At 40.7% G+C, this 19,828-nt stretch carries 13 protein-coding genes; 4 read left to right on the forward strand and 9 right to left on the reverse strand.

The genetic code is table 11. The features are described from left to right. Window positions 1–2: 2 nt before the first annotated feature. A complete protein-coding gene (locus tag SY85_RS05320; protein WP_066402167.1) occupies window positions 3–1,208 on the reverse strand; it encodes a n-acyl-d-glucosamine 2-epimerase in 1,206 nt (401 codons plus the stop codon). 147 nt (window positions 1,209–1,355) lie between these two features. Here SY85_RS05320 and SY85_RS05325 point away from each other — a divergent pair, with 147 nt between their 5' ends. The 3 genes from SY85_RS05325 (at window position 1,356) to SY85_RS05335 (ending at window position 5,081) form a co-directional block, all read left to right on the forward strand. Beyond that, window positions 1,356–2,579, forward strand: a complete 1,224-nt coding sequence (locus SY85_RS05325) for an ROK family protein (RefSeq protein WP_066402168.1) — start codon at window positions 1,356–1,358, stop codon at window positions 2,577–2,579. A gap of 288 nt (window positions 2,580–2,867) precedes the next feature. Then, window positions 2,868–4,118 (forward strand): hypothetical protein, encoded by a 1,251-nt coding sequence (locus SY85_RS05330; RefSeq protein ID WP_066402170.1) that lies wholly within the window; start codon window positions 2,868–2,870, stop codon window positions 4,116–4,118. Window positions 4,119–4,592: 474 nt separating this feature from the next. Then, window positions 4,593–5,081: a VOC family protein gene (locus tag SY85_RS05335; RefSeq protein ID WP_226999014.1), complete on the forward strand. Its 489-nt coding sequence runs from the start codon at window positions 4,593–4,595 to the stop codon at window positions 5,079–5,081. 429 nt (window positions 5,082–5,510) lie between these two features. On the opposite strand, the gene SY85_RS05345 is transcribed toward SY85_RS05335, so the two are convergent. The 4 genes from SY85_RS05345 to SY85_RS05360 form a co-directional block, all read right to left on the reverse strand. Continuing rightward, window positions 5,511–6,278 carry an ABC transporter permease gene (locus SY85_RS05345; RefSeq protein WP_066402181.1) on the reverse strand — a complete coding sequence of 256 codons (768 nt, stop codon included), beginning with the start codon at window positions 6,276–6,278 and terminating at the stop codon, window positions 5,511–5,513. Continuing rightward, window positions 6,278–7,189, reverse strand: a complete 912-nt coding sequence (locus SY85_RS05350; RefSeq protein WP_066402183.1) for an ABC transporter ATP-binding protein — start codon at window positions 7,187–7,189, stop codon at window positions 6,278–6,280. Before SY85_RS05350 ends, SY85_RS05345 begins: the two co-directional genes overlap by 1 nt. 319 nt (window positions 7,190–7,508) lie before the next feature. After that, window positions 7,509–9,677: a glycoside hydrolase family 3 N-terminal domain-containing protein gene (locus tag SY85_RS05355; protein ID WP_066402185.1), complete on the reverse strand. Its 2,169-nt coding sequence runs from the start codon at window positions 9,675–9,677 to the stop codon at window positions 7,509–7,511. Between the two features lie 33 nt (window positions 9,678–9,710). Next, window positions 9,711–11,165 carry an alpha-L-fucosidase gene (locus SY85_RS05360; protein WP_066402187.1) on the reverse strand — a complete coding sequence of 485 codons (1,455 nt, stop codon included), beginning with the start codon at window positions 11,163–11,165 and terminating at the stop codon, window positions 9,711–9,713. Between the two features lie 988 nt (window positions 11,166–12,153). On the opposite strand from SY85_RS05360, the gene SY85_RS05365 reads away from it, so the two are divergent. Further along, a complete protein-coding gene (locus tag SY85_RS05365; RefSeq protein WP_066402188.1) occupies window positions 12,154–12,765 on the forward strand; it encodes a hypothetical protein in 612 nt (203 codons plus the stop codon). Between the two features lie 310 nt (window positions 12,766–13,075). On the opposite strand, the gene SY85_RS05370 is transcribed toward SY85_RS05365, so the two are convergent. The 4 genes from SY85_RS05370 to SY85_RS05385 all read right to left on the reverse strand — a co-directional run bounded on the left by SY85_RS05370 (window position 13,076) and on the right by SY85_RS05385 (window position 19,823). Next, complete coding sequence (locus SY85_RS05370; protein WP_066402190.1) at window positions 13,076–14,497, reverse strand: glycoside hydrolase family 125 protein; 1,422 nt, start codon at window positions 14,495–14,497, stop codon at window positions 13,076–13,078. Between the two features lie 131 nt (window positions 14,498–14,628). Next, window positions 14,629–17,259, reverse strand: coding sequence for a glycoside hydrolase family 2 protein (locus SY85_RS05375; RefSeq protein ID WP_066402192.1), 2,631 nt, complete (start codon window positions 17,257–17,259; stop codon window positions 14,629–14,631). A gap of 15 nt (window positions 17,260–17,274) precedes the next feature. Continuing rightward, the gene (locus tag SY85_RS05380) at window positions 17,275–17,457 is read right to left on the reverse strand and encodes a T9SS type A sorting domain-containing protein (protein ID WP_066402194.1); all 183 of its coding nucleotides are present in this window, start codon (window positions 17,455–17,457) and stop codon (window positions 17,275–17,277) included. A 41-nt stretch (window positions 17,458–17,498) separates the two neighbouring features. Continuing rightward, window positions 17,499–19,823, reverse strand: coding sequence for a GH92 family glycosyl hydrolase (locus tag SY85_RS05385; RefSeq protein WP_226999015.1), 2,325 nt, complete (start codon window positions 19,821–19,823; stop codon window positions 17,499–17,501). Between the last annotated feature and the right edge of the window lie 5 nt (window positions 19,824–19,828).

Raw genomic sequence — 19,828 nt, forward strand, 5'->3', positions numbered from 1 at the left:
GACTAATGCATTTCCAATGTTTTAGAGATTTGATATAGGGCGCGGGGTATATGAAAACAACCTTTCCATTTTCCACCTTTCAATGGCAACAACACTTCACCCCGTCTATTTAAATAACCAAACCACTCTTTATACTGCGGATCTTTAAAATGCGACCATGTATAATTATGTATGCGTTCAAACCATTCACGACATTGATCATTGCCGGTTAAAGTATAACCTTTTGCTAATGCTACTAGAGCTTCCACATGCACCCACCAAAGTTTTTGATCCCACTCAAGCTGCTGCGGTGGAACGCCCTTTACATCGAGAAAGTAAAAGATACCTCCATACTCAGCATCCCATCCCGCCTTTATTGTATCGATCATAATGCTGCAAGCCTTTTCTATTAAAACCTGATCATTCAATCGTTTACCCAAGTCCATAATAAACCACATGGCTTCTATAGCATGCCCTGGATTTAACAGGCGTCCTTCATGACTGTCACAGAAACTGCCATCCTCATAGACATTTTCTAAAATCAAGCCCCGTGCTGGTTGATAAAAAACATTCATGACCTCATTGATCACTATTGGAATAAACTCATTTACCCGTTGTGAACCCAGAATATCTTCAAGTTCCAGCGACAGGTTACAAAGGATCATGGGCAAACTGAAGTTTTTTAAAGATCGGGTACCAGGATACGCTTTGTTATAAATGCCTTTCCAGTTATGTTGACGCTTTAAAATGTTTTCAAACGTATCTATAGCTATCTTTCTATAGCGCTCTTCAGGCTTTATCTTGTTCAAAGCGGCAAAAGCCATTGTAGCAAAGCAATCACTGAAAATATTATAGGGCTGTACCAGCGGCTTGCCATCAGCAGTCAGAGAGAAGTACCAATTACCTTCTTTATCACGGCCGTACTTTTCCATGAAGTCAGCACCGTGCAAAGCCATGTCCAACCACTCCTGCTTTTGAGCTATGTTTGCATACATATAGCTGAAACACCACACTTCACGCCCCTGTAGCCACATAAATTTGTCCGTATCGTACACACTGCCATCTCTATTCAAGCAAGTATAAAATCCACCATTAACAGTGTCCTTACTGTGTTCTAACCAAAAAGGCAGAATATTTTGAAGTAGTTCGTCACGGTATAGGGAAGCATATTGCACCAGGCCATCTCGCGCATCCGATATTGGTTTTTCAAGCTGTTGCGATGTAATCATTTTAAAATTTCCATGTAAACAATGCTCGAATTTTATAATTTTTTTATTATTAACAAAATACTTTTTAAAATTTTTTATTTAGTTCCAATAATTATTGGATAACTATCTTCTTTTTCGTTGTTTTATACACTGAATTTTAATTAACATATGCCGAAACAGCATTTCGAAGTTTTTTCTGATGAAAATATATCCGGGGTAGCTTTTAAGAATAAAACTTTAAAACGGGCTATCATTAACTTTCTGGACAATGCCGGGAATGCAACAGTAGCTGAATTGAATAAGGAGTTTAATATTAGTACCCCCAAGATTATTACACTGGTAAATGAATTAATTCATGACGGTGTTATCAAGGATTACGGCAAAGTGAATTCAACAGGTGGCAGAAGGGCTAGTGTATATGGATTGCTAGCAGAAGCTGGCTTTTTTATAGGCGTTGATATTAAACGCTATTGCATCAATATCGGTCTCCTAGACTTTAAAAAGAACCTGGTAACCATAAAAGAGAATATTCCGTATAAACTGGAAAACACACCCGAGTCTTTTCAGGCGCTATTGAAAAGCATCAAACAATTCATTTCAGAACTTCCTATCCGCCGCAACAAGATTCTTGGTATCGGCATAAACTTATCGGGCCGCGTCAACCACGCCAGTGGTTATAGCTACAGCTACTTCCACTTCCAGGAAGAGCCGCTGACCAGTATCATTGAATCAGAACTTAAAATCCAGACCTTTCTGGAAAACGACTCAAGAGCAATGGCCTATGGCGAGTTTTGCTGTGGCGAAGTGCACAGCGAAAAAAATGTACTGTATGTAAACATGGACTATGGTATAGGCTTGGGTATTTTAATTGATGGCAAGATTTATTATGGCAAGTCTGGTTTTAGTGGTGAATTTGGGCATATCCCCTTTTTTAACAATGAGATCATTTGCCATTGCGGAAAGAAAGGCTGCTTAGAAACAGAAGCCTCTGGTAGCGCCTTGCTTCGAATTTTCAAAGAGAAAGTAGAGGCCGGCACCACTTCACAATTAGCGAAAAAATATAAGCACCTTGATGAGATCAAACTTCACGATCTCATAGAAGCCGCATACAATGAAGACATGCTCTGTATTGACCTGATTGCACAAATTGGCGAAAAGATCGGGCGTGGCCTGGGTGTACTGATCAACTTATTCAATCCAGAATTGGTCATTCTAGGCGGTATGTTAGCTAAAACGGGAGACTATATACGGCTGCCGATCAAAAGTGCTTTAAACAAGTATTCACTGAGCCTGGTAAATAATGACTCTCAATTGCGCATCTCCAAATTAGGAGAAAAGGCAGGTGTAATAGGTGCCTGTTTAATGGCGAGAAATAAAGTCTTTAATAAATAAGTCATAAGAGAGTCAGGCAAGCTATTTAAAAATGCCTTCGTAACAAATAATACCAGGCAGATAAATTGACCTTCTTATCAAATAAATTTTAAAAGCTGCAAACCAGATGAGCGCTGTTACTTTTAAACACTAAGAAGACTGGATACTAAGTATGCGCTGCTCAAAAATATTGCATCCAACCGGGCAGTACAACAACCTTTTCAAAAATAAAGCGAATACAAAAGCCTAAAACAATTAATTCAAGGTAATTCAGATCGCTTTTTTACTTATCAAAAAATATAAGCCCTTATGAATCACTTGTTTAAATGTTTAGTAGTTGCACAAGTAATTCTAGCCGTTTCAACCCCTGCATTCAGCCAAAATGAGTTTGCTTTTACCCGGGCTGTTAACCGCAGCCAACATGACCAATACCTGAAGGACAGCATGATTACTCGCTCCCTCCAAGTACCACTCTCCACAACTACCGAAAAAGAATGGCAGAAGGCTTTCTGGGCCATGGAGTTAATGTTGTATAAGACTACAACAACAAAGAACAAACTTAGTGAAGCGTGGCAAAAGGCTGACACATTATCGGAAGGCTTTCAGAAATCACTACTTGAAGTAAGTTATACGCTTTACCCGGATGCATTTAAACGCCCAGTCACCCACCTTCTTCATAGCACTGTTTCACCTTCTGTCTTTATCCGAGCAGCAGAATATATTTGGCTAACCGATCAGAGCAAGCAAATAAAGCGGATGCTTCAAAAGCAAATGGCCCAAAAGTTCAAGGAGTCAAACTATATTGGTCTTACCCTATTGCAACAAAGACTAAACCGCACGAATCAAAAACGCCCTCCAATCGAGGCATTGTTTGATTCAAATTTCTTAACCGGCCAAACCATTATCTATAGCCTGCAACGAAGCAACCGCAATTTTCCAGGCTTAGTATTGATTCGAAAGCCAAACGGCCAATTTGTGCGGAATCATGATGGCAGTTTCTTTTTTACAACTCAACTGGCAAGAGCCATAACCAACTATCCCTATTATATCACCAATGGCAATACACCACAAGGATTGTTACGCTGGACGGGTTTCGACAGTTCTTCGAATAACTATATTGGTCCTACCACCAACCTGCAATTAGTACTACCTTACGAAGCAACCCCGGCTATTTTCCTGGCTAATAACCGTATTACGGATACCGTATGGATGCAAAACATTTATACGAATTTATTACCCGATTCCTGGAAATCTTACCATGAATTATATGAAAGTTTTTGGGCAGGAGCAATTGGCCGCTCTGAAATTATCATGCATGGAACTACGATCAATCCGCTCTATTATAAAGGCCAGCCCTACTTTCCCCAAACTCCCTCGTTAGGCTGCTTGTGCAGTTATGAAGCATGGGACACAAACGGGCGGTTAATTGAAAGTAACCAGGAGCAAATTGTCAGAACGCTAATATCAATAGGCAGTACAAATGGCTACGTGATAGTGATAAATCTGGATGATCAAAATAAAGCAGTGCGATTAAATGAAGTGATGCATTTGGTCAAATAGAAATAAGTGATTCATTATTGGATATTTACTATATGATAAGACTAAAGTGATAATAAAGACTTAACAACTTAGCTACTTTAAAAATCAACCTATTCATAATCAGATACCATTTTCAAATCTTCCAACCAAAAATCAAACTGCAGCTAGGCAATTACGGCAGTTCCTTGATAATCACTAACTTGTTTTTTCCAACCCGACTTTACATACCTATTGGCAACATTCTTATATAGCACTTGGCTATATTACGCGGTTTACACAGTTAACTTCATTTAAAAATGCAATAATTGTATAAAGTTAGAGATATGAAGGATTCTAGTAAAGGAATTCAATCTTAAGGCGTCAGTAATAAAATCGTTTGTAACATCTGCTGCATTAGCTATTAAAATTAACTGGAATTTGCAGCAAAAGCTATGTATTTTAGATAATTGTGCGTAAACGCACTAATCAACTTAATAGACAAAACTTTTAGACAAAATGAGCAAGACATCAATATTCTTTTTAGGGATTGTCACTTCATTTTGTTTTGGTTTTGCTTTTAAAACAATATTTGTTCAACCCAATAATTCTAACTCGACAAAAATGAAAAAGGTAACAGGAATTGGTGGCATCTTTTTTAAATGCAAAGACGCTGATAAAATGAGAGAATGGTACAAAACGCATTTAGGTTTTGACGCAAACCAATATGGGGCAAACTTTGAATGGCGACAAGCTGAAGACCCAACAAAAAAAGGATCTACGCAATGGGCTCCTTTTGCTGAAACTACAAAATATTTTGAGCCTTCAACAAAAGACTTCATGATCAACTATAGGGTTGATAATTTAGAAGCACTTGTAGAGCAACTTAAAAATGAAGGAGTCACAATAGTAGATAAAATTGAGTCTTATGATTATGGCAAATTTGTACATATTATGGACGTTGAAGGAAATAAGATTGAGCTTTGGGAACCAACTGATAAAGAGTAGAATAAAATAGTTGGGGATAGAAAATAGAAAAATGATTCCCCTGTTAAACCAAGCTTACAAATTCTATTAAAATTATATTTCGTTTGCCCCAGCCATTAGCTGGGGCTCATCACTTCACACAGTATCGTGGACTCCTTATGAAGTATACTTTGGTCGAGTCTTAAACTTTGATATTAAAGAATGAATGAGGGGTGCCAAGGACAGAATTATTCAAAACAAAGTACAACTGTTGATGATGCCGATTGCTACAACTTCAAGCCGCACTTGCACAAAGCCCATTGTTGGAAGTCGTTTTTTGTTAGAACCCATAAGCAACAAGTCTGCCTTTATAAGTTTTCAGGTTTTCCTGAATGAATTTATTTTGTACTTATTCAATTTTTAAAGAATTCTATCAACAAGTCGGCAGTATAATTAAAAATAGCTACGTTGTTATTTAGATACTGTTCTTCTTTTAAAATCTAAAAAGCCAACGATAAGAAATAAGAGAGCATATACCAAAGAAGTCCAGGCAATTTGAGTTAGCGATGATTTCAATTTTGTGGATACTGGAAAAGCATGGAAACTATAAGGAAAATAATAAACCAGGTTTGACTTGTATTGTACGGCCATGATTGTGCCTGTCAGCCATAAAGCAAAACCAATTCCAATTGGAACAATAAAGTTTCTGAATCGCAGTCCCATCCAGAATTGTATCGCACAAACAGCAAGCAATAGAATATAAGCATTAGCTGCATTTACCCATACGGTGTTACCATTCAGTGGATGTTTAAATAAATTCAAAGTTGGTTTTATAAAGTTTACTCCTACAATAGTCAAAAACATGAATAAATGAGTGGCAATAAGGAAAACCAGCATTAATAAATGCACGTTCATAAATTTTGCTAAAAACACATTGACTTTTGTTTGTGGAGATGCGAATACCTGTTTCCACGTATTATTCCTGTACTCGATCTGTGGCAGCAGTGTGCAGATTAGTATCACAAACAAGGGAAAAAGGGCTGCACCATTCATTTCAAATAGTATTCTAAATAGAGCGTTCAGCGGATCCTTCTCTGACGCATCAATTTCATTTTCATCTACTAAAACATTCAACAGGAATATGACCGGACCAACAGCCGCGCCAATTAGAGTAAGATATAAAGATGCTGTTCGTGTTGTTTTTAACAACTCAGACCGAAGTGATACAAGTAAGTTCATTATGGGGCAGTTGTAAGATCAATGAATAATTGTTCGAGATCGCTCTTTTTTGGGTAAAGAAGATAAACATCCAGGTTGTGACTTGTCAGCTTTCTGTTAATCTCCGCTACCTGGTTAATGTTTTCAAACGGCACAGACACTGCTTCTCCCTCTTTTTCGGGTTGATACTCCTGCAACAGTCTGAACGTTGTTTCATTATCGGATGTTTTGATGAATACTCTTGATGCTTTTTGTTGAAATGAATGAAGCGCTGAGAGCGGTCCCTGAAAAATGATTTTCCCCTTAAAAATTATCCCAACATGACTGACTATCTTCTCTACTTCTCCTAGCAAATGACTGGAGATAATGACCGTCATTCCATGGGTCTTGTTTAGTGTTTTGATCAATTTGCGAAGCTCAATGATACCTGCCGGATCCAAACCATTTGCAGGTTCATCCAATATCAACAATTCTGGATTTGGCAAAAGGGCAAGAGCAATAGCCAGTCGTTGCTTCATCCCCAATGAAAACTTTTTTACGGTCTTCTTACCTGTGTCTTCTAATCCAACAATATTTAAAACTTCAGCTATTCTTGCTTTTGATGCTCCGTAAACTTCTCTATAAACTTCCAGGTTTTCTTTGGCTGTTAGATGACCGTACAAAGAAGGCGATTCTATTAATGACCCTATCTTCTTTAAGATACTGACCCTATCTGATGTTAGCGGCTTTCCAAAGATCTCAATATGACCTTCCTGTACTTCTAACAAGCCTAGTAGCAGACTCAGGGTGGTGGTTTTGCCAGCGCCATTAGGCCCGAGAAAACCATAGATACACCCTTTCTCTATTGTCAGATTGATATCAGTGAGCGTGGCTACGTCTTTTTCGTAGCGGTAGGTGAGGGATGTAGCTTTGAGCAATGGGGATTCACTCATTTGGAGACTTGTTTTCAATGTAAACAAGCAAGATTACTCATCTTCTTTTTTGCCTCTAAATGCTTGTGATGAAACCAAATTTAAATGTGACGAAACCGGGTAATGAAGATGTGAAATAAGAAGCGATGACAGGCCAAAACCAGAGAATGTATTTAACCTGCAACAGTGTTGGTTTTTCCTGCAGGGCCACCGAGTCCACGCCTACTGCACAAAAGCCAGGAATTGAGACTCGACGGGGGGAAGGAAAACGTCTACAAAAATTATAGCTCGTTGGCCCCAGCCTCGCCTCTTGTATACAACCCAACCATGCTCTTACGCCCTATTTTACAGTTAAGACTGCCACAAGCTTTTCATCTCTTGAATGACTACCAACAACTATTTTATAATTACCTGGATATAACTTCCATTGTTTTTGTTGTAAATCCCACTTCTGTAATTCGCTAACAGGTATACGAAACACAACTACCGTTTCTTTTCCTTTTTGCACCGTCAACCGCTGAAAACTTTTCAACTCTTTAAGTGGCATCCGATCCAAAGAAGGATATTGGATATAAGCCTGTATTACTTCATCCCCATCCCTATCACCCGTATTTTTTACCACCACAGAGAAAGAAAGTGTATCTCTAGCCGAAGCAATCTTTCCCGGCTGTTTTGCCCACTGGTAGGCAAATGTGGTATAGCTCAATCCAAAGCCAAAGGGATATTGAACATTGCCTTTAAAATACCGATAGGTTCTTCCTTTTACTTCATAACTATCATAAGCCGGTAGATCAGTGAGTGAATTATAAAAGGTAACTGGCAAACGGCCTGCAGGAGAAATTTTTCCAAATACAATATCGGCCAAGGCATTACCGCCCTGCTCACCAGGATACCAGGCCATGATAATAGCATCGGCATAGGGTTCAATAGAAGCTACATCTATATCACTACCCGCCGTAAGCACTACCACCACCGGTTTATTCTTTTTCCGCAAGGCTTTTAATAGAGCTATATGTGCGGCAGGAATACTAAGATCTAACTTATCTCCTCCATGTGGAGCCAGGAAGGCATCTCCTTCTTCTCCTTCTAAAACGGGAGTTAGGCCTATAACGGCAATGGTTATGTCGCTTTCACCAGCCGCCCAAATACCACCAAAACGCACTGTATCTGTATAATCACTTCCCTGGTCATATTGAACTGCAGTTGCAGGCCCTGCCGCCTCAGTTATGCCTTCCGCAAAAGTGACCATGTTGCCAGACATACCATGATAGTTGGCCACCAGAGGATCCATGGCACCTGCATTAGGCCCCAGTACCATGATCGATTTATATTGTGCCTTCTTTAGTGGCAACAATCCTTTATCATTTTTCAGCAATACCATACTTTGCTGTGCCGCCTTTCTGGCAAGGGCAATATGAGATTCTCCATGTACGTCGCTTTCTCCTAACTGGCTAAACGGAATATGTTTGGCATCGTCATAAAAGCCTAATTTAAATTGTGTCCGCAGTATGGCAGATAAGGCCGAATCAATTTCAACATCCGTTACCAGCTTTTGCTGATAAGCCTTAATAAGATCAGCCTGTAAAAGATCAGAACAATCCAGGTTCACTCCTGCTTTCAAAGCAGCTGCTGCCACCTCTATTCGATTGTTCATCACTTTGTGCGCATTCCATATGTCATCAAGCGCCCAACAGTCTGTAACCACATGCCCTTTGAAGCCCCATTCTTTTCGGAGAATATTTTTCAATAAGGCATCACCGGTACAACAAGGTTGATCGTTCACACGGTTGTAAGCGCACATCACTGATTCTACTCCTGCATCTACTAATTTTTTAAATGCATACAAGTAGGTTTCCCTTAAATCCTTTTCATCCACTTTAGCATTAAAAGAATGCCGCCCTGCTTCCGGACCACTATGTACCGCAAAATGTTTGGCGCATGCGGCTGTTTTCAAATAGCGTGGATCATACCCTTGCATCCCTTTTACAAAAGCCATCCCCATTGTAGCTGTTAGAAAGGGATCTTCCCCATAAGTTTCTTGCCCTCTACCCCAGCGCGGATCTCGGAAGATGTTGATATTAGGCGACCAGAAGGTAAGCCCCATGTATTGTAAGCGGCGATCTTGTGCTGTTGCCAAATTGTACTTTGCACGCGCTTCAGTAGAGATCACTTCTGCCACAGCCCTAAGCAAACTATCATTAAACGTAGCCGCTATGCCAATGGCTTGCGGAAAAACAGTTGCTTGTCCTGCCCTGGCTACTCCGTGTAAGGCTTCATTCCACCAATTGTAGGCTGGTATACCTAAGCGTGGCACTGCTTTACTGTTATATCCCAGTAAAGAAACCTTTTCTTCCAAGGTAAGGCGACCTAACAAGTCAGCTACTCTATTTTCTATAGCCAACCCTTCATTTCGGAACGGCAATTGAGCTTCCTGTGCCTGTGTTTCAAGATTAGCGCCAGCTATTATCAATAAAATCAGGCCCAATAAAATTCTTCTGTATAGCAACATGCGAAGTATTCGGATTTACGATTGAACGCTATATTATTCAGCTGCCTTAAAAGAAAAGGCCCATGCTGGATACGTATTTTTCTCTTGTAATAATTTGGATGGAATAGATACCGTAACCTTTCCGTTTTCCTGCTTCCACTTTACTGATTCTCCTGTCTGCAACAGTGTCATTTTCGAACCCTTCTGTGGCACATTACCGCTCCACTCTACTACCTGTGGCAAGGCTTGATTTTCTTTTAAACAAACTAAGGCATACCGCACTCCTCCGGATTTGGATGCCGTGAAATAGGTGTTGCCATCTTTATAATTATCTGTTGTGCGGGTGTTATAAATGGCAGCCCCGTTTTTATCCATCCATTTGCCGATTACTTCTAAACGTTGCACCGCCTCTTCAGGCAAGGTACCATCCGGTTTTGGACCCACTCCTAACAAAAGACTACCTCCTTTCGCTACTACTTCAATCAGGGATTGAATCACTTTTGCAGGTGTTTTAAATTGATCATTAGGTACATACCCCCAGTTGTTAGCCAAGGTCATGCAACTTTCCCAGGGATGATCCAGTTTCTTTTCCGGAATACGTTGCTCCGGTGTCTGGTAGTTTTCATAAGGGCCATGCACCGTACGGTCTACAATGAGCAAACCGGGTTGCGCTTTACGGGCCATTGTAGCTATGCGTGGAATATCAATATCCTGGCTCCATTCTGGTATCCGGGCTCCCCAGGAAAGCACTTCATCGTTAACCGTTTCCCGTGGCCGCACCCATCCGCCATCCAGCCACAGGATATCTATAGCGCCATAGTTGTTCATCAACTCACCAATCTGGTTATAGGTAAATTGTTTGTATTGATTCCAGCGCCAGGGGTACTTGCGTATATCGTAATTATTATTGCGGTCGGCCGTTGCATACTTAGGCCACCAGTAATACTCGGAGTGCCAGTCGGGTTTAGAGTAATAAGCCCCGATCATAAAGCCTTCTTTGCGAAACGCATCGAATACATACTTGGCGACATCTGCTTTGGGATTGTTTTTAAATGGGCCATCAGAGATCTTGAAATCGGTTTGTTTGGTATCAAACATGTTAAAGCCATCGTGGTGCTTGGTCGTAAAAACAAGGTAACGCATACCTGCTGCTTTTCCTACTTTGGCCCACTGGTCGGGATTAAAATTGACAGGATTAAAATCTTTCTTTAACCCCCAGTACCACTTCTTAAATTCATCATAACTAATGGTGCTGTCCCGATCGATCCAGTCTTCAGAGCACAAAGCCCAGGACTCAATCATACCCGGTACGGCATAAAGACCCCAGTGTATGATCATTCCAAATTTCTGGTCCTGCCATTGGTCCAGTTTCTTTTTCACATCAACATCTTTCGGCCATTCATAAGCTGTCGATTGCGGATGCACGTTTTGCTGAGCATTTGTATCAACCTGGGTACACAACAGGAAGCTTATAAGAGACATTATTCTAGTCCATTTCTGAAAACACATGTAAGTGAGTTTATCGTTCAACATAGTTATTTTATTCAATAAGGCATATTGGCTAAAACTGGTACAAATCCTGAAAAGGAATTCACTAGGTATACTTATTTATAAAGACACAAAACACTATCGGCCCTGCGCAAGCCATATAGCGATTTGAAAAACGCAATAAAAAGAACCGAGAACCAATTCATTAATTATCCAAGGAAATTGTTGATGTCAAATTATCCCAACCACCGGTTGCAATGTAACGGATTGAATTAGTATAAATGAGTTTTACAAGTAGAAAAAAGGAAATGTTTAATGCGAAAGGGAAGAGAATTAGCTGATGAAGGAAAGGAATAATGAATAAGGAAGGATGAAGGGAGAAAATATTCAATGCTCAATACTCAACAATCAATGTTCAATATAGAGGAAAGAGAACTATAAAAGAGCTTCGCTCTAGGCTTGCAGCTTATAGCTTACCGCTTTCTTTTTCACGTCTCACCACCCACAACTCACCATTCACCATTCACCACTGACCACTCACCATTCACGAGCCGGGCTTTCTCCTAATCCCCAATACCCTAATCCCCAATCCCCTTGCCGTCCTCCTCTCTTGCACCTCTCCTGTACCTCTTCTGTACCTAGTCTGTACCTCTTCTGTACCTCTTCTGTAGGTAAGTCCGTACCAACTGCACAGAAAAAGCCCTCTACCTGCCTTCCACATTCACTACTGCTCCCACTATCCTTCTATCCTCCTCCTCTCTTCATTGAACATTGAGTAGTGAACGTTGAGCATTGAACATTTCCTTCCTTCACTATTCATCCTTCCTTGTTCCTTGTTCATTATTCCTTTCCTCCTTTCTCACCGCGCAAAACTCGTATTATACCCCATCTACATGTGTATAACTAAAGGGAGCAAAACCCTTGCAAGAGGACCCGCTCTATAGTAAATTTGCTAAAATACTTAGCAGTAAGTCATCCGTCATTCATCCTTAACAAGCACCCGTACACCATGGCAAAACAAGTAGGCCCCGTCTTTATTACCGGCACCATTGATGGCATCATCTTTTATAAACTCAATGGGCAGTATTACCTGCGTAGCAAGGGGGATTATAAAAGCGCTAAGAGGATGCGAAAAGATCCCAGCCTCCAGCGCACGATGGCCAATGCCGACCGGTTTGGCGTGGCCTCTAAGATGGTGAAGCGCGTGTACTACCGCCAGCTTCCAGGGACCGTGCGCAAACCTGGGTTGTTTGCCAGGCTAACCGGCATGGTCAATAAGTGGTTGTACCAGGGCAAGACCAAGGAAGAAGCCCAGGAACTACTGTTAGCGCATTGCCAGAAATTAGCTGCCAAGCAAACGACAATAGAAGCTACGCCTTCTGTACGTACAACTGCACCTGTGTTGCCACCGCACCCCACACCAGCACTGACTACCACAGAAAAGAAAAAGGAGATAACAAAACCAACTCCTCGTGTTAAGCAGGCGCGCTACTTATCCAACTGGAAAGTGAAACGCAACGGCCGCTTATACATTCCTAAACAATGTCAAAAAAACTGTGTACCAATGATAATGCCTCGTTCTTTTGTCATTCCAACTAAAACACAAAATCGTAGAGAATAGAAACGCAATAGTATAATGGCTTGCATATAGGAATACGTTGGGTGCCGATTTGTGGCCAAAGCAATGACTTGTGTTTATCACTTACAGGACGTTGTTTAGCCATTCACCCGGGTACTAAAACGCCGTGTCATGGCCTATACAAAGGAAAAAGTAAAGACTGAGAATTAAGCAATCCCATTAAGAATTCAGACTTTGGAGCATTACGTACTGATTATTCGAAATGGTAAAAAAAGCTACCCCTGTAGAAACAGGGGTATTGATTGATTGCTTACTGTTTAGGATGAGAAAGTTTTTGAAAAGCTTCATTAGTTTATCCGATTAACCTCGGTCTTTCTTTTGCCACTTGCAAAACAAATTCACCGAAAATCGTATTTGCCCAGGCAAACCAATCACGGGTGTATTTTGTTGGATCGTCTTTATGAAACGACTCATGCATAAAGCCTTTACCACCATGTGTTTTTTGCAACGTGTCAATACAATATTTTATTTCTTGCTCGCTGCTGCTGGTTAACCCTCTCATAATAATACTTAAAGGCCAGATCATATCTACGGCCACATGTGGCCCACCGATACCCTCAGCCGCCTTTCCTTTAAAGAAGAAAGGATTGCTCTCCGACAAGATCATTTTTCGGGTATTGAGATATACCGGATCTGTCTTACTTACACTACCTAAATAAGGAAGTGATAATAAGCTAGGCACATTAGCATCATCCATGAAAAGGTGATTACCGAAACCATCGGCTTCAAACGCAAACACTTTCCCAAATTGGGGGTGCTGTGCCGTTGCATGCACTTTTAGCGCTTCATTCACTTCATTGGCCAACTGTGTGCATTCAGTAGCAAGCTTACTGTCTTTATGTATAGACTGCAGCATTTCCGCAGCCTGCCTTAGCGATACAACAGCAAAGAAATTAGATGGAATTAAAAAAGAATAAACTGTAGCATCATCGCTTGGACGGAACGCCGAGCAAATCAATCCTACAGGTTTTACTGGATACCCATATCCCTGCAATGGAAGTGTATCAGTTGCCTTAGCGGTATTTCGCTGAAAATGATAAGGGCCTCTATCCCCCTTTCGTTGCTGTTCTTTAAATGTTTTTACAATCAAGCTGATGGCCTCTTTCCACTCATTATCAAACGGTGCTGTGTGTCCGGTCTTTTTCCAATAGGCATACGCCAGTCGAATAGGATAACAAAGAGAATCGATTTCCCACTTTCTTTCATGTACACCAGATTTCATATCAGTGAGATCATCCTTCCATTCGCTCACCTTGTTTTCATCATTATAAAACGCATTAGCATATGGGTCTTTGTAGATATAACGCGTGTGGCGATTAATAACGCCTTCAATAAGCTTTTGCAGCTTTACATCTTCACGCACCAATGCCAGGTAAGGCCACACTTGTGCAGTGCTATCCCGCATCCACATGGCATCAATATCGCCGGTAATCACATAGGTATCAGGGCGGCCGTTGGTCTCTTTGTAATAAACAGTTGTATCTAGTGTATTGGGATAACAATTCTCAAACAACCAGGCCAGCTCTTTATTACGGGTTTGTTTTTTTATTTTCTCGATAGTTGCTTCAACTGCCAGACTGGTGAAGTGTCTATCAGCAAGCGGTGGTCTTTTCGTTTCAAAGTCATTATAACCAATAGCAAACGCCTGGGCTTTATTGAGGATAAGTCCTCCACTTAAAATACCGGAGGCCTTAATAAATTGACGACGTTTCATATGTTTCCAAATAGTTTATTTCAAATAAGATTTATGTACTGTTCGGTGTCTATAAAAATGGAATAAAAGCCAGAACACCATACATCTATGTAAATACTTTTTATAATGATACTTTCTTAAGGCAACCGTCGTTACTCTTTTATATCAACCAATTGCTCATCAACGTTCCACCCATAAACCTGGACTTGCTTTTCGCCCTTGTTATCTTTTTCAGTAAAATCAATTGTTATGGTCTTTGTTTCACCAGGCAACACACTCAGATAATTGTCAGAAAAAAATGCAGGAAGAACTCGCTGCCCTGATTGTTTATTGATCAAAGCAATTCGGTTAAAAAATGCAATAGGATTGGCTTTGTCATTTGTCACCGTCAGACTGACATGGCTTCCATTTATCCTTTTTGCAGATACAGTCAACTTCGTTTTTTTCATTTGCTGTAAGGCCGTGTAATTACCATCTACGCCCGGCAGCCAATATAAATTTTCACTAAGCAATTGTTTTTGTTCAGAGAATAGTTTTAGTGATACAAACACGCCTTCTTTGTTATTTAACCCTTTTAAAAAACCACTGATCGGAAATACCTTTTTGCTCATACTGGCTCCCACCTCGTTAAATAGTAAAGAGTACAAGCTGTCCTTTCCGGTCAACATATCATATGTTTTAACCTCCAGCATCAAATTGCGTCTTATATCAAATCCATTATTCACCAGCATCACCATACTGTCAGAAGGGTTCATCATAACATGTAAGGATTCGCTGCCCTTTCTCAATCCATACAAACAGGCATTTACATCCAAATAATAATCATACATCTGTCCACGCAGTGCTGTCCAGGGATTCTGTGTTTTCCAAATTATACTGCCAGTATACCAATCCCACATATGAGATGAAAAACCTTCCATCAGGGCACGGTATTGATTGTAATTGACCAACTGCGCCTTCATGGCAAAGTCTTTAGCATCTTTTGCCGCGCCGTATTGATCAACATAGTGCTCGTAAGAAATGTATTTATGATACTCCCAAACCGAATCGGCATGGGATGGATATTTGGGCGGCACTAAGTTTTGCGCAGGAATAAAGCGTTGCAAAGAAGCATAGTCTCCCACTCCTACTGAGCCCACCTCCGAATTGTAAGGGAAGGTTTTGCGGCTCCAGAATGTTTTAGTATCCTGGACAGAATAAGGTCCATCGCCATTGCCACCGATTGTGTTCAGCGACATGCTGTCACTGTTAGAATAGTCAAAGAAATAACGGGTACCATCTAATGTTGGCAACAATGAGTCTCTCAACGGAATTAATATATCATCGGGTGGTGTAATCTCATTGCCACCGCACCAAAACGCCAGTGAGGGATGATTACGGATCAACTTGATTTGGTCTGTCGCTGTTTGCAGGGCCAGCTGATGATCATCAGGGTACTTTCTTCTTGTCCACTGATCTTCTTTTTTCATAGGATCCAGCCATCGTCCATTACAATCGCCACTAAACCAGAAATCCTGGAATACCAATAAACCATATTTATCACAGGCTTTGTAAAATTCTGGACGTTCAGTGATCGCACCACCCCAGATGCGGATTAGATTCAAATTCATATCCCGGTGAAACCGGATCTCTGCATTATAACGTTGTTCACTAAAACGAAGCATGGCATCCGAAATGATCCAGTTGCCACCTTTAATAAAAACTTTTTGCCCGTTAACAAAAGCCTGCATGCTACCAGTGTGCGCATTCCACTGATTGGTTATTTGCCTTACACCAAATTGAATCGTTTCTTCATCAGATATTTTTTGGCCCGACAAAAACTGCAATTTGATATTGTATAAGTTCTGTTCACCATATCCATTGGGCCACCAGAGTTTGGGGTTTTCTAATACAAAATCAGGAAGCTTAACGGTTGTCGTTTTATTAGGTGCCAGTGTAACGGCTTTGCTGATCGTTTTGTTAGCCAATTGATATTGCAATACTCCATTAACCGATTGGTTACTGGCATTGGTCAATTCAGCACTTAGCTTTATGGTGGCAGGAGTTTGTTTTACGTCATCAGGCTTACGCACACCTGGTACCAGTGTTACGATGTACGGATTGTTGATGTTTACCGCATTTGTTTTTTCAATAAATACTTTATCCCAAATGCCGGTATTGCGGTCACGCATCGGCTGAATCCAATCCCAACCAGCTGTGTACTGTGTAGTCAAATTTTTAGCTATGGTTCCATCGCCCCCTTGTCCTCCGTTCGGGTTTCCTGGCACATCGGGCGGCAATACTAAAACGGCTAATCGATTATTGCCATCCTTGGCTAAATAGTTCGTGATATTGAATTGAGCCCTCATCAACATGCCTTCATGCACGTTCTCATTTAACTTTTTGCCGTTGAGAAATAGATCATACTTATAGTTTACCCCTCTCAGTTGCAACCAAACCTGTTCACCAGAGGCAGCCTTCTCCTTGAAATCTTTTACAAACCAATAAGTGTAATGATCATTGCCGGTGAAGTAAATATCTGGAATGTATTTATTGTTCATTCCATAAAAGGGATCGGCAACCTGCTTGTTGTTGAGTAATGTAGTAAGTACTGTGCCCGGTACTGTTGCCGGTAACCAGTCCGTAAGTTTATTACGGCTAGATGAAATGACTTCCCCTTTTTCTTTTACATTCTTAATATTCGTGCAATACCAACCACTATTAAGTTCGTAGCGGTTCTGCGCATACAAACCTAGCGTTAGGAACAACAGGCTGATAAGTAAATGACTCTTCTTATGTAACATGCCCTCTTTATGCGTTTAGGTTAAATAAAATACACCTGATGCTAAACCAGCCACAGACAACTTAGTGACATTAGCCTTAACGTTAGTCTGTCTAACCGCGTTTCCATTTACATTGAAAACCGTTAACGCTGGTTTACTGCTTACATCAGGAACTGTAACTGAAACAATACCATCTTTTACAACCGGATTGCGTGACAATGAAATGCATTTTCTATAACAAATGGCTCAATAATCTTAGCTTAAAATTGAAAGCCAGGACGATATTTTTTATCTATCCCCCATTTTTCACCAGGTTTGTTACCCATTTTAATAACCAACTCTCCGCCAGCTACTATATCCTTATGCAATAAGTAGGAATAGGGATATGGCTTGCCATTCAATGTCATTGACTGAATATAAAGGTTGGCCTTACTGTTATTTTCAACTTTAATTGTGAACGGTTTCTTACCTGAATGGATAACCGCTTTGTTGATCAGCGGACTACCCATTACATACGTACCACTAACCGGATTTACCGGATAAAGCCCCATTGTCGATAGCACATACCATGTACTCATTTCTCCAGCATCATCATTGCCACATAGGCCATTGGGCTGCGCTGTATAAAAACTATCAGCAATCTGGCGAATCTTTTCTGCGGTTTTCCATGGCTGTCCTGCATACGCATACAGATAAGTAATATGATGATTGGGTTCATTACCTTGTGCATACTGCCCAATCATTCCGGAGATATCAGGCGAACTACTCTCATTTAAAACTGGTGTGGCCGAGAATAGACTATCTAACTTCTTAATGAAGGTTTGCTCCCCTCCCATTAACTCGATTAACCCATTAGCGTCGTGCGGCACCAACCAGGTATATTGCCAGGCATTGCCTTCGCAATAATCGTTTTGCCGGTGTAAGGCACTGAAAGGATTAAAAGGACTTCTCCAGGTTTCTTTTGATAACCGACCTCTCATAAACCCTGTGGAAGGATCGAAATAGAGTTTATACAGTTCGGCTCTTTGTGAGAAATATCGATAGTCGTCTTGTTTATTCAATTTCTTTGCTACCTGTGCAATAGCATAATCCCCAATTGCATACTCCTGTGCTTTGGCTACTGATTCAGCTACACTATCAGCAGGAATGAATTGAAGCTTTTGAATAAACTGAATACCATCTTTTTGCTGCATGGCAGAATGCTTCATAGCCTCATAAGCCAGGTTAACGTCAAAGCCTTTAAAACCTTTCAGGATAGCATCAGCAATTACTGGCACAGCGGGGTAACCGATCATGGTATTGGTTTCATTCCCCTGGAAATGCCAAACCGGCAACTTGCCCTGTTCTTTATAAATAGCCAGGAAGGTGTTGATATAATCACTTACTTTCTCTGGTTGAATTATGGTAGCCAGTGGATGCAAACCTCTATACGTATCCCATAATGAAAATAGATTGTAGGTGGTATAACCGGGATTGGAATGAGGTTTTAAATCGGCCCCTAAGTAATCACCATTGTGATCATTAAAAATGGAAGGCGCAAATAAGCTATGAAATAGAGCCGAATAAAAAATGGTTTTGATTTTTCTGTCTGCCTCTATTTCAATTTTTCCAAGCTCCTTGTTCCATTTATCGGCTGCCTGATTTTTTATCTTTTCAAAGTCCCATCCCGAAACTTCTGCTTTTATATTCCCTAAAGCATTCGCTGCGCTCACGGCTGATAGCCCCACCTTCACTCCCATTTTCGGGTTGGCTGTAGCATTAAAATATAAAGCGGCTTTTACAAACTTACCTTTTGCCTTGTTGCCAGCTATAGATGTTGTGCTGTCATAAAACGAAAACTTTGTCACTGGCTGGGAAAGCTTTATGGCAAAGTATACCCGCTGATCTCTTGCCCACCCTTTCGAAAACCGATAACCGGTAAATGTGGAGTCATTTAATTTTTCGATATAAGTATCTACTGGCGCATCCCAACCCATACCAAACGATAAGTCAATGAGCAAATGCGCATTGTCCGTTTTTTCATATTTGTATTGATGAAAACCTACTCTTTCTGTAGCAGTAAGCTGCGCATCTACTTTGTACTTATCTAAGTAAACCCGATAATAGCCAGGCTTACAAGTTTCGTTTTTATGCGAAAAAGAAGAGCCGTAACCAGATGCTGGATCCTCAATCTTCATTTTTTCCAATTGCAAGCTACCGTTGGCAGGAAGAATAAGAATATCATTCAAATCGCCAATACCTGTACCGCTTAAATGTGTATGCGTAAATCCAAGGATTTCCTTACTTGAATAATTATACCCACTACACCAGTCCCACCCATTGAATTTATCCCAGGTTTGGATAATGTTAGAAGGCCCTAATTGCACCGCACCGGCAGGTACATTGGCCCCTAGAAATACGTGACCATGTTCTGCGGTACCAATGAAGGGATCTACATATTCAGTAAACGATTGCTTTTTTCCTGCTTGGGAAAAACTTACTAGCGTTGAAAAGGAAAAGATAATTAGGCCAAGGGGATTGACAACAGCCTGTAGGCCAATGGCACGTTTCCTCATAAAGCTGGCAAATAAACTTCTATTCTTCATGCACA

This window comes from Flavisolibacter tropicus (assembly GCF_001644645.1).
GTDB classification, from domain to species: domain Bacteria; phylum Bacteroidota; class Bacteroidia; order Chitinophagales; family Chitinophagaceae; genus Flavisolibacter; species Flavisolibacter tropicus.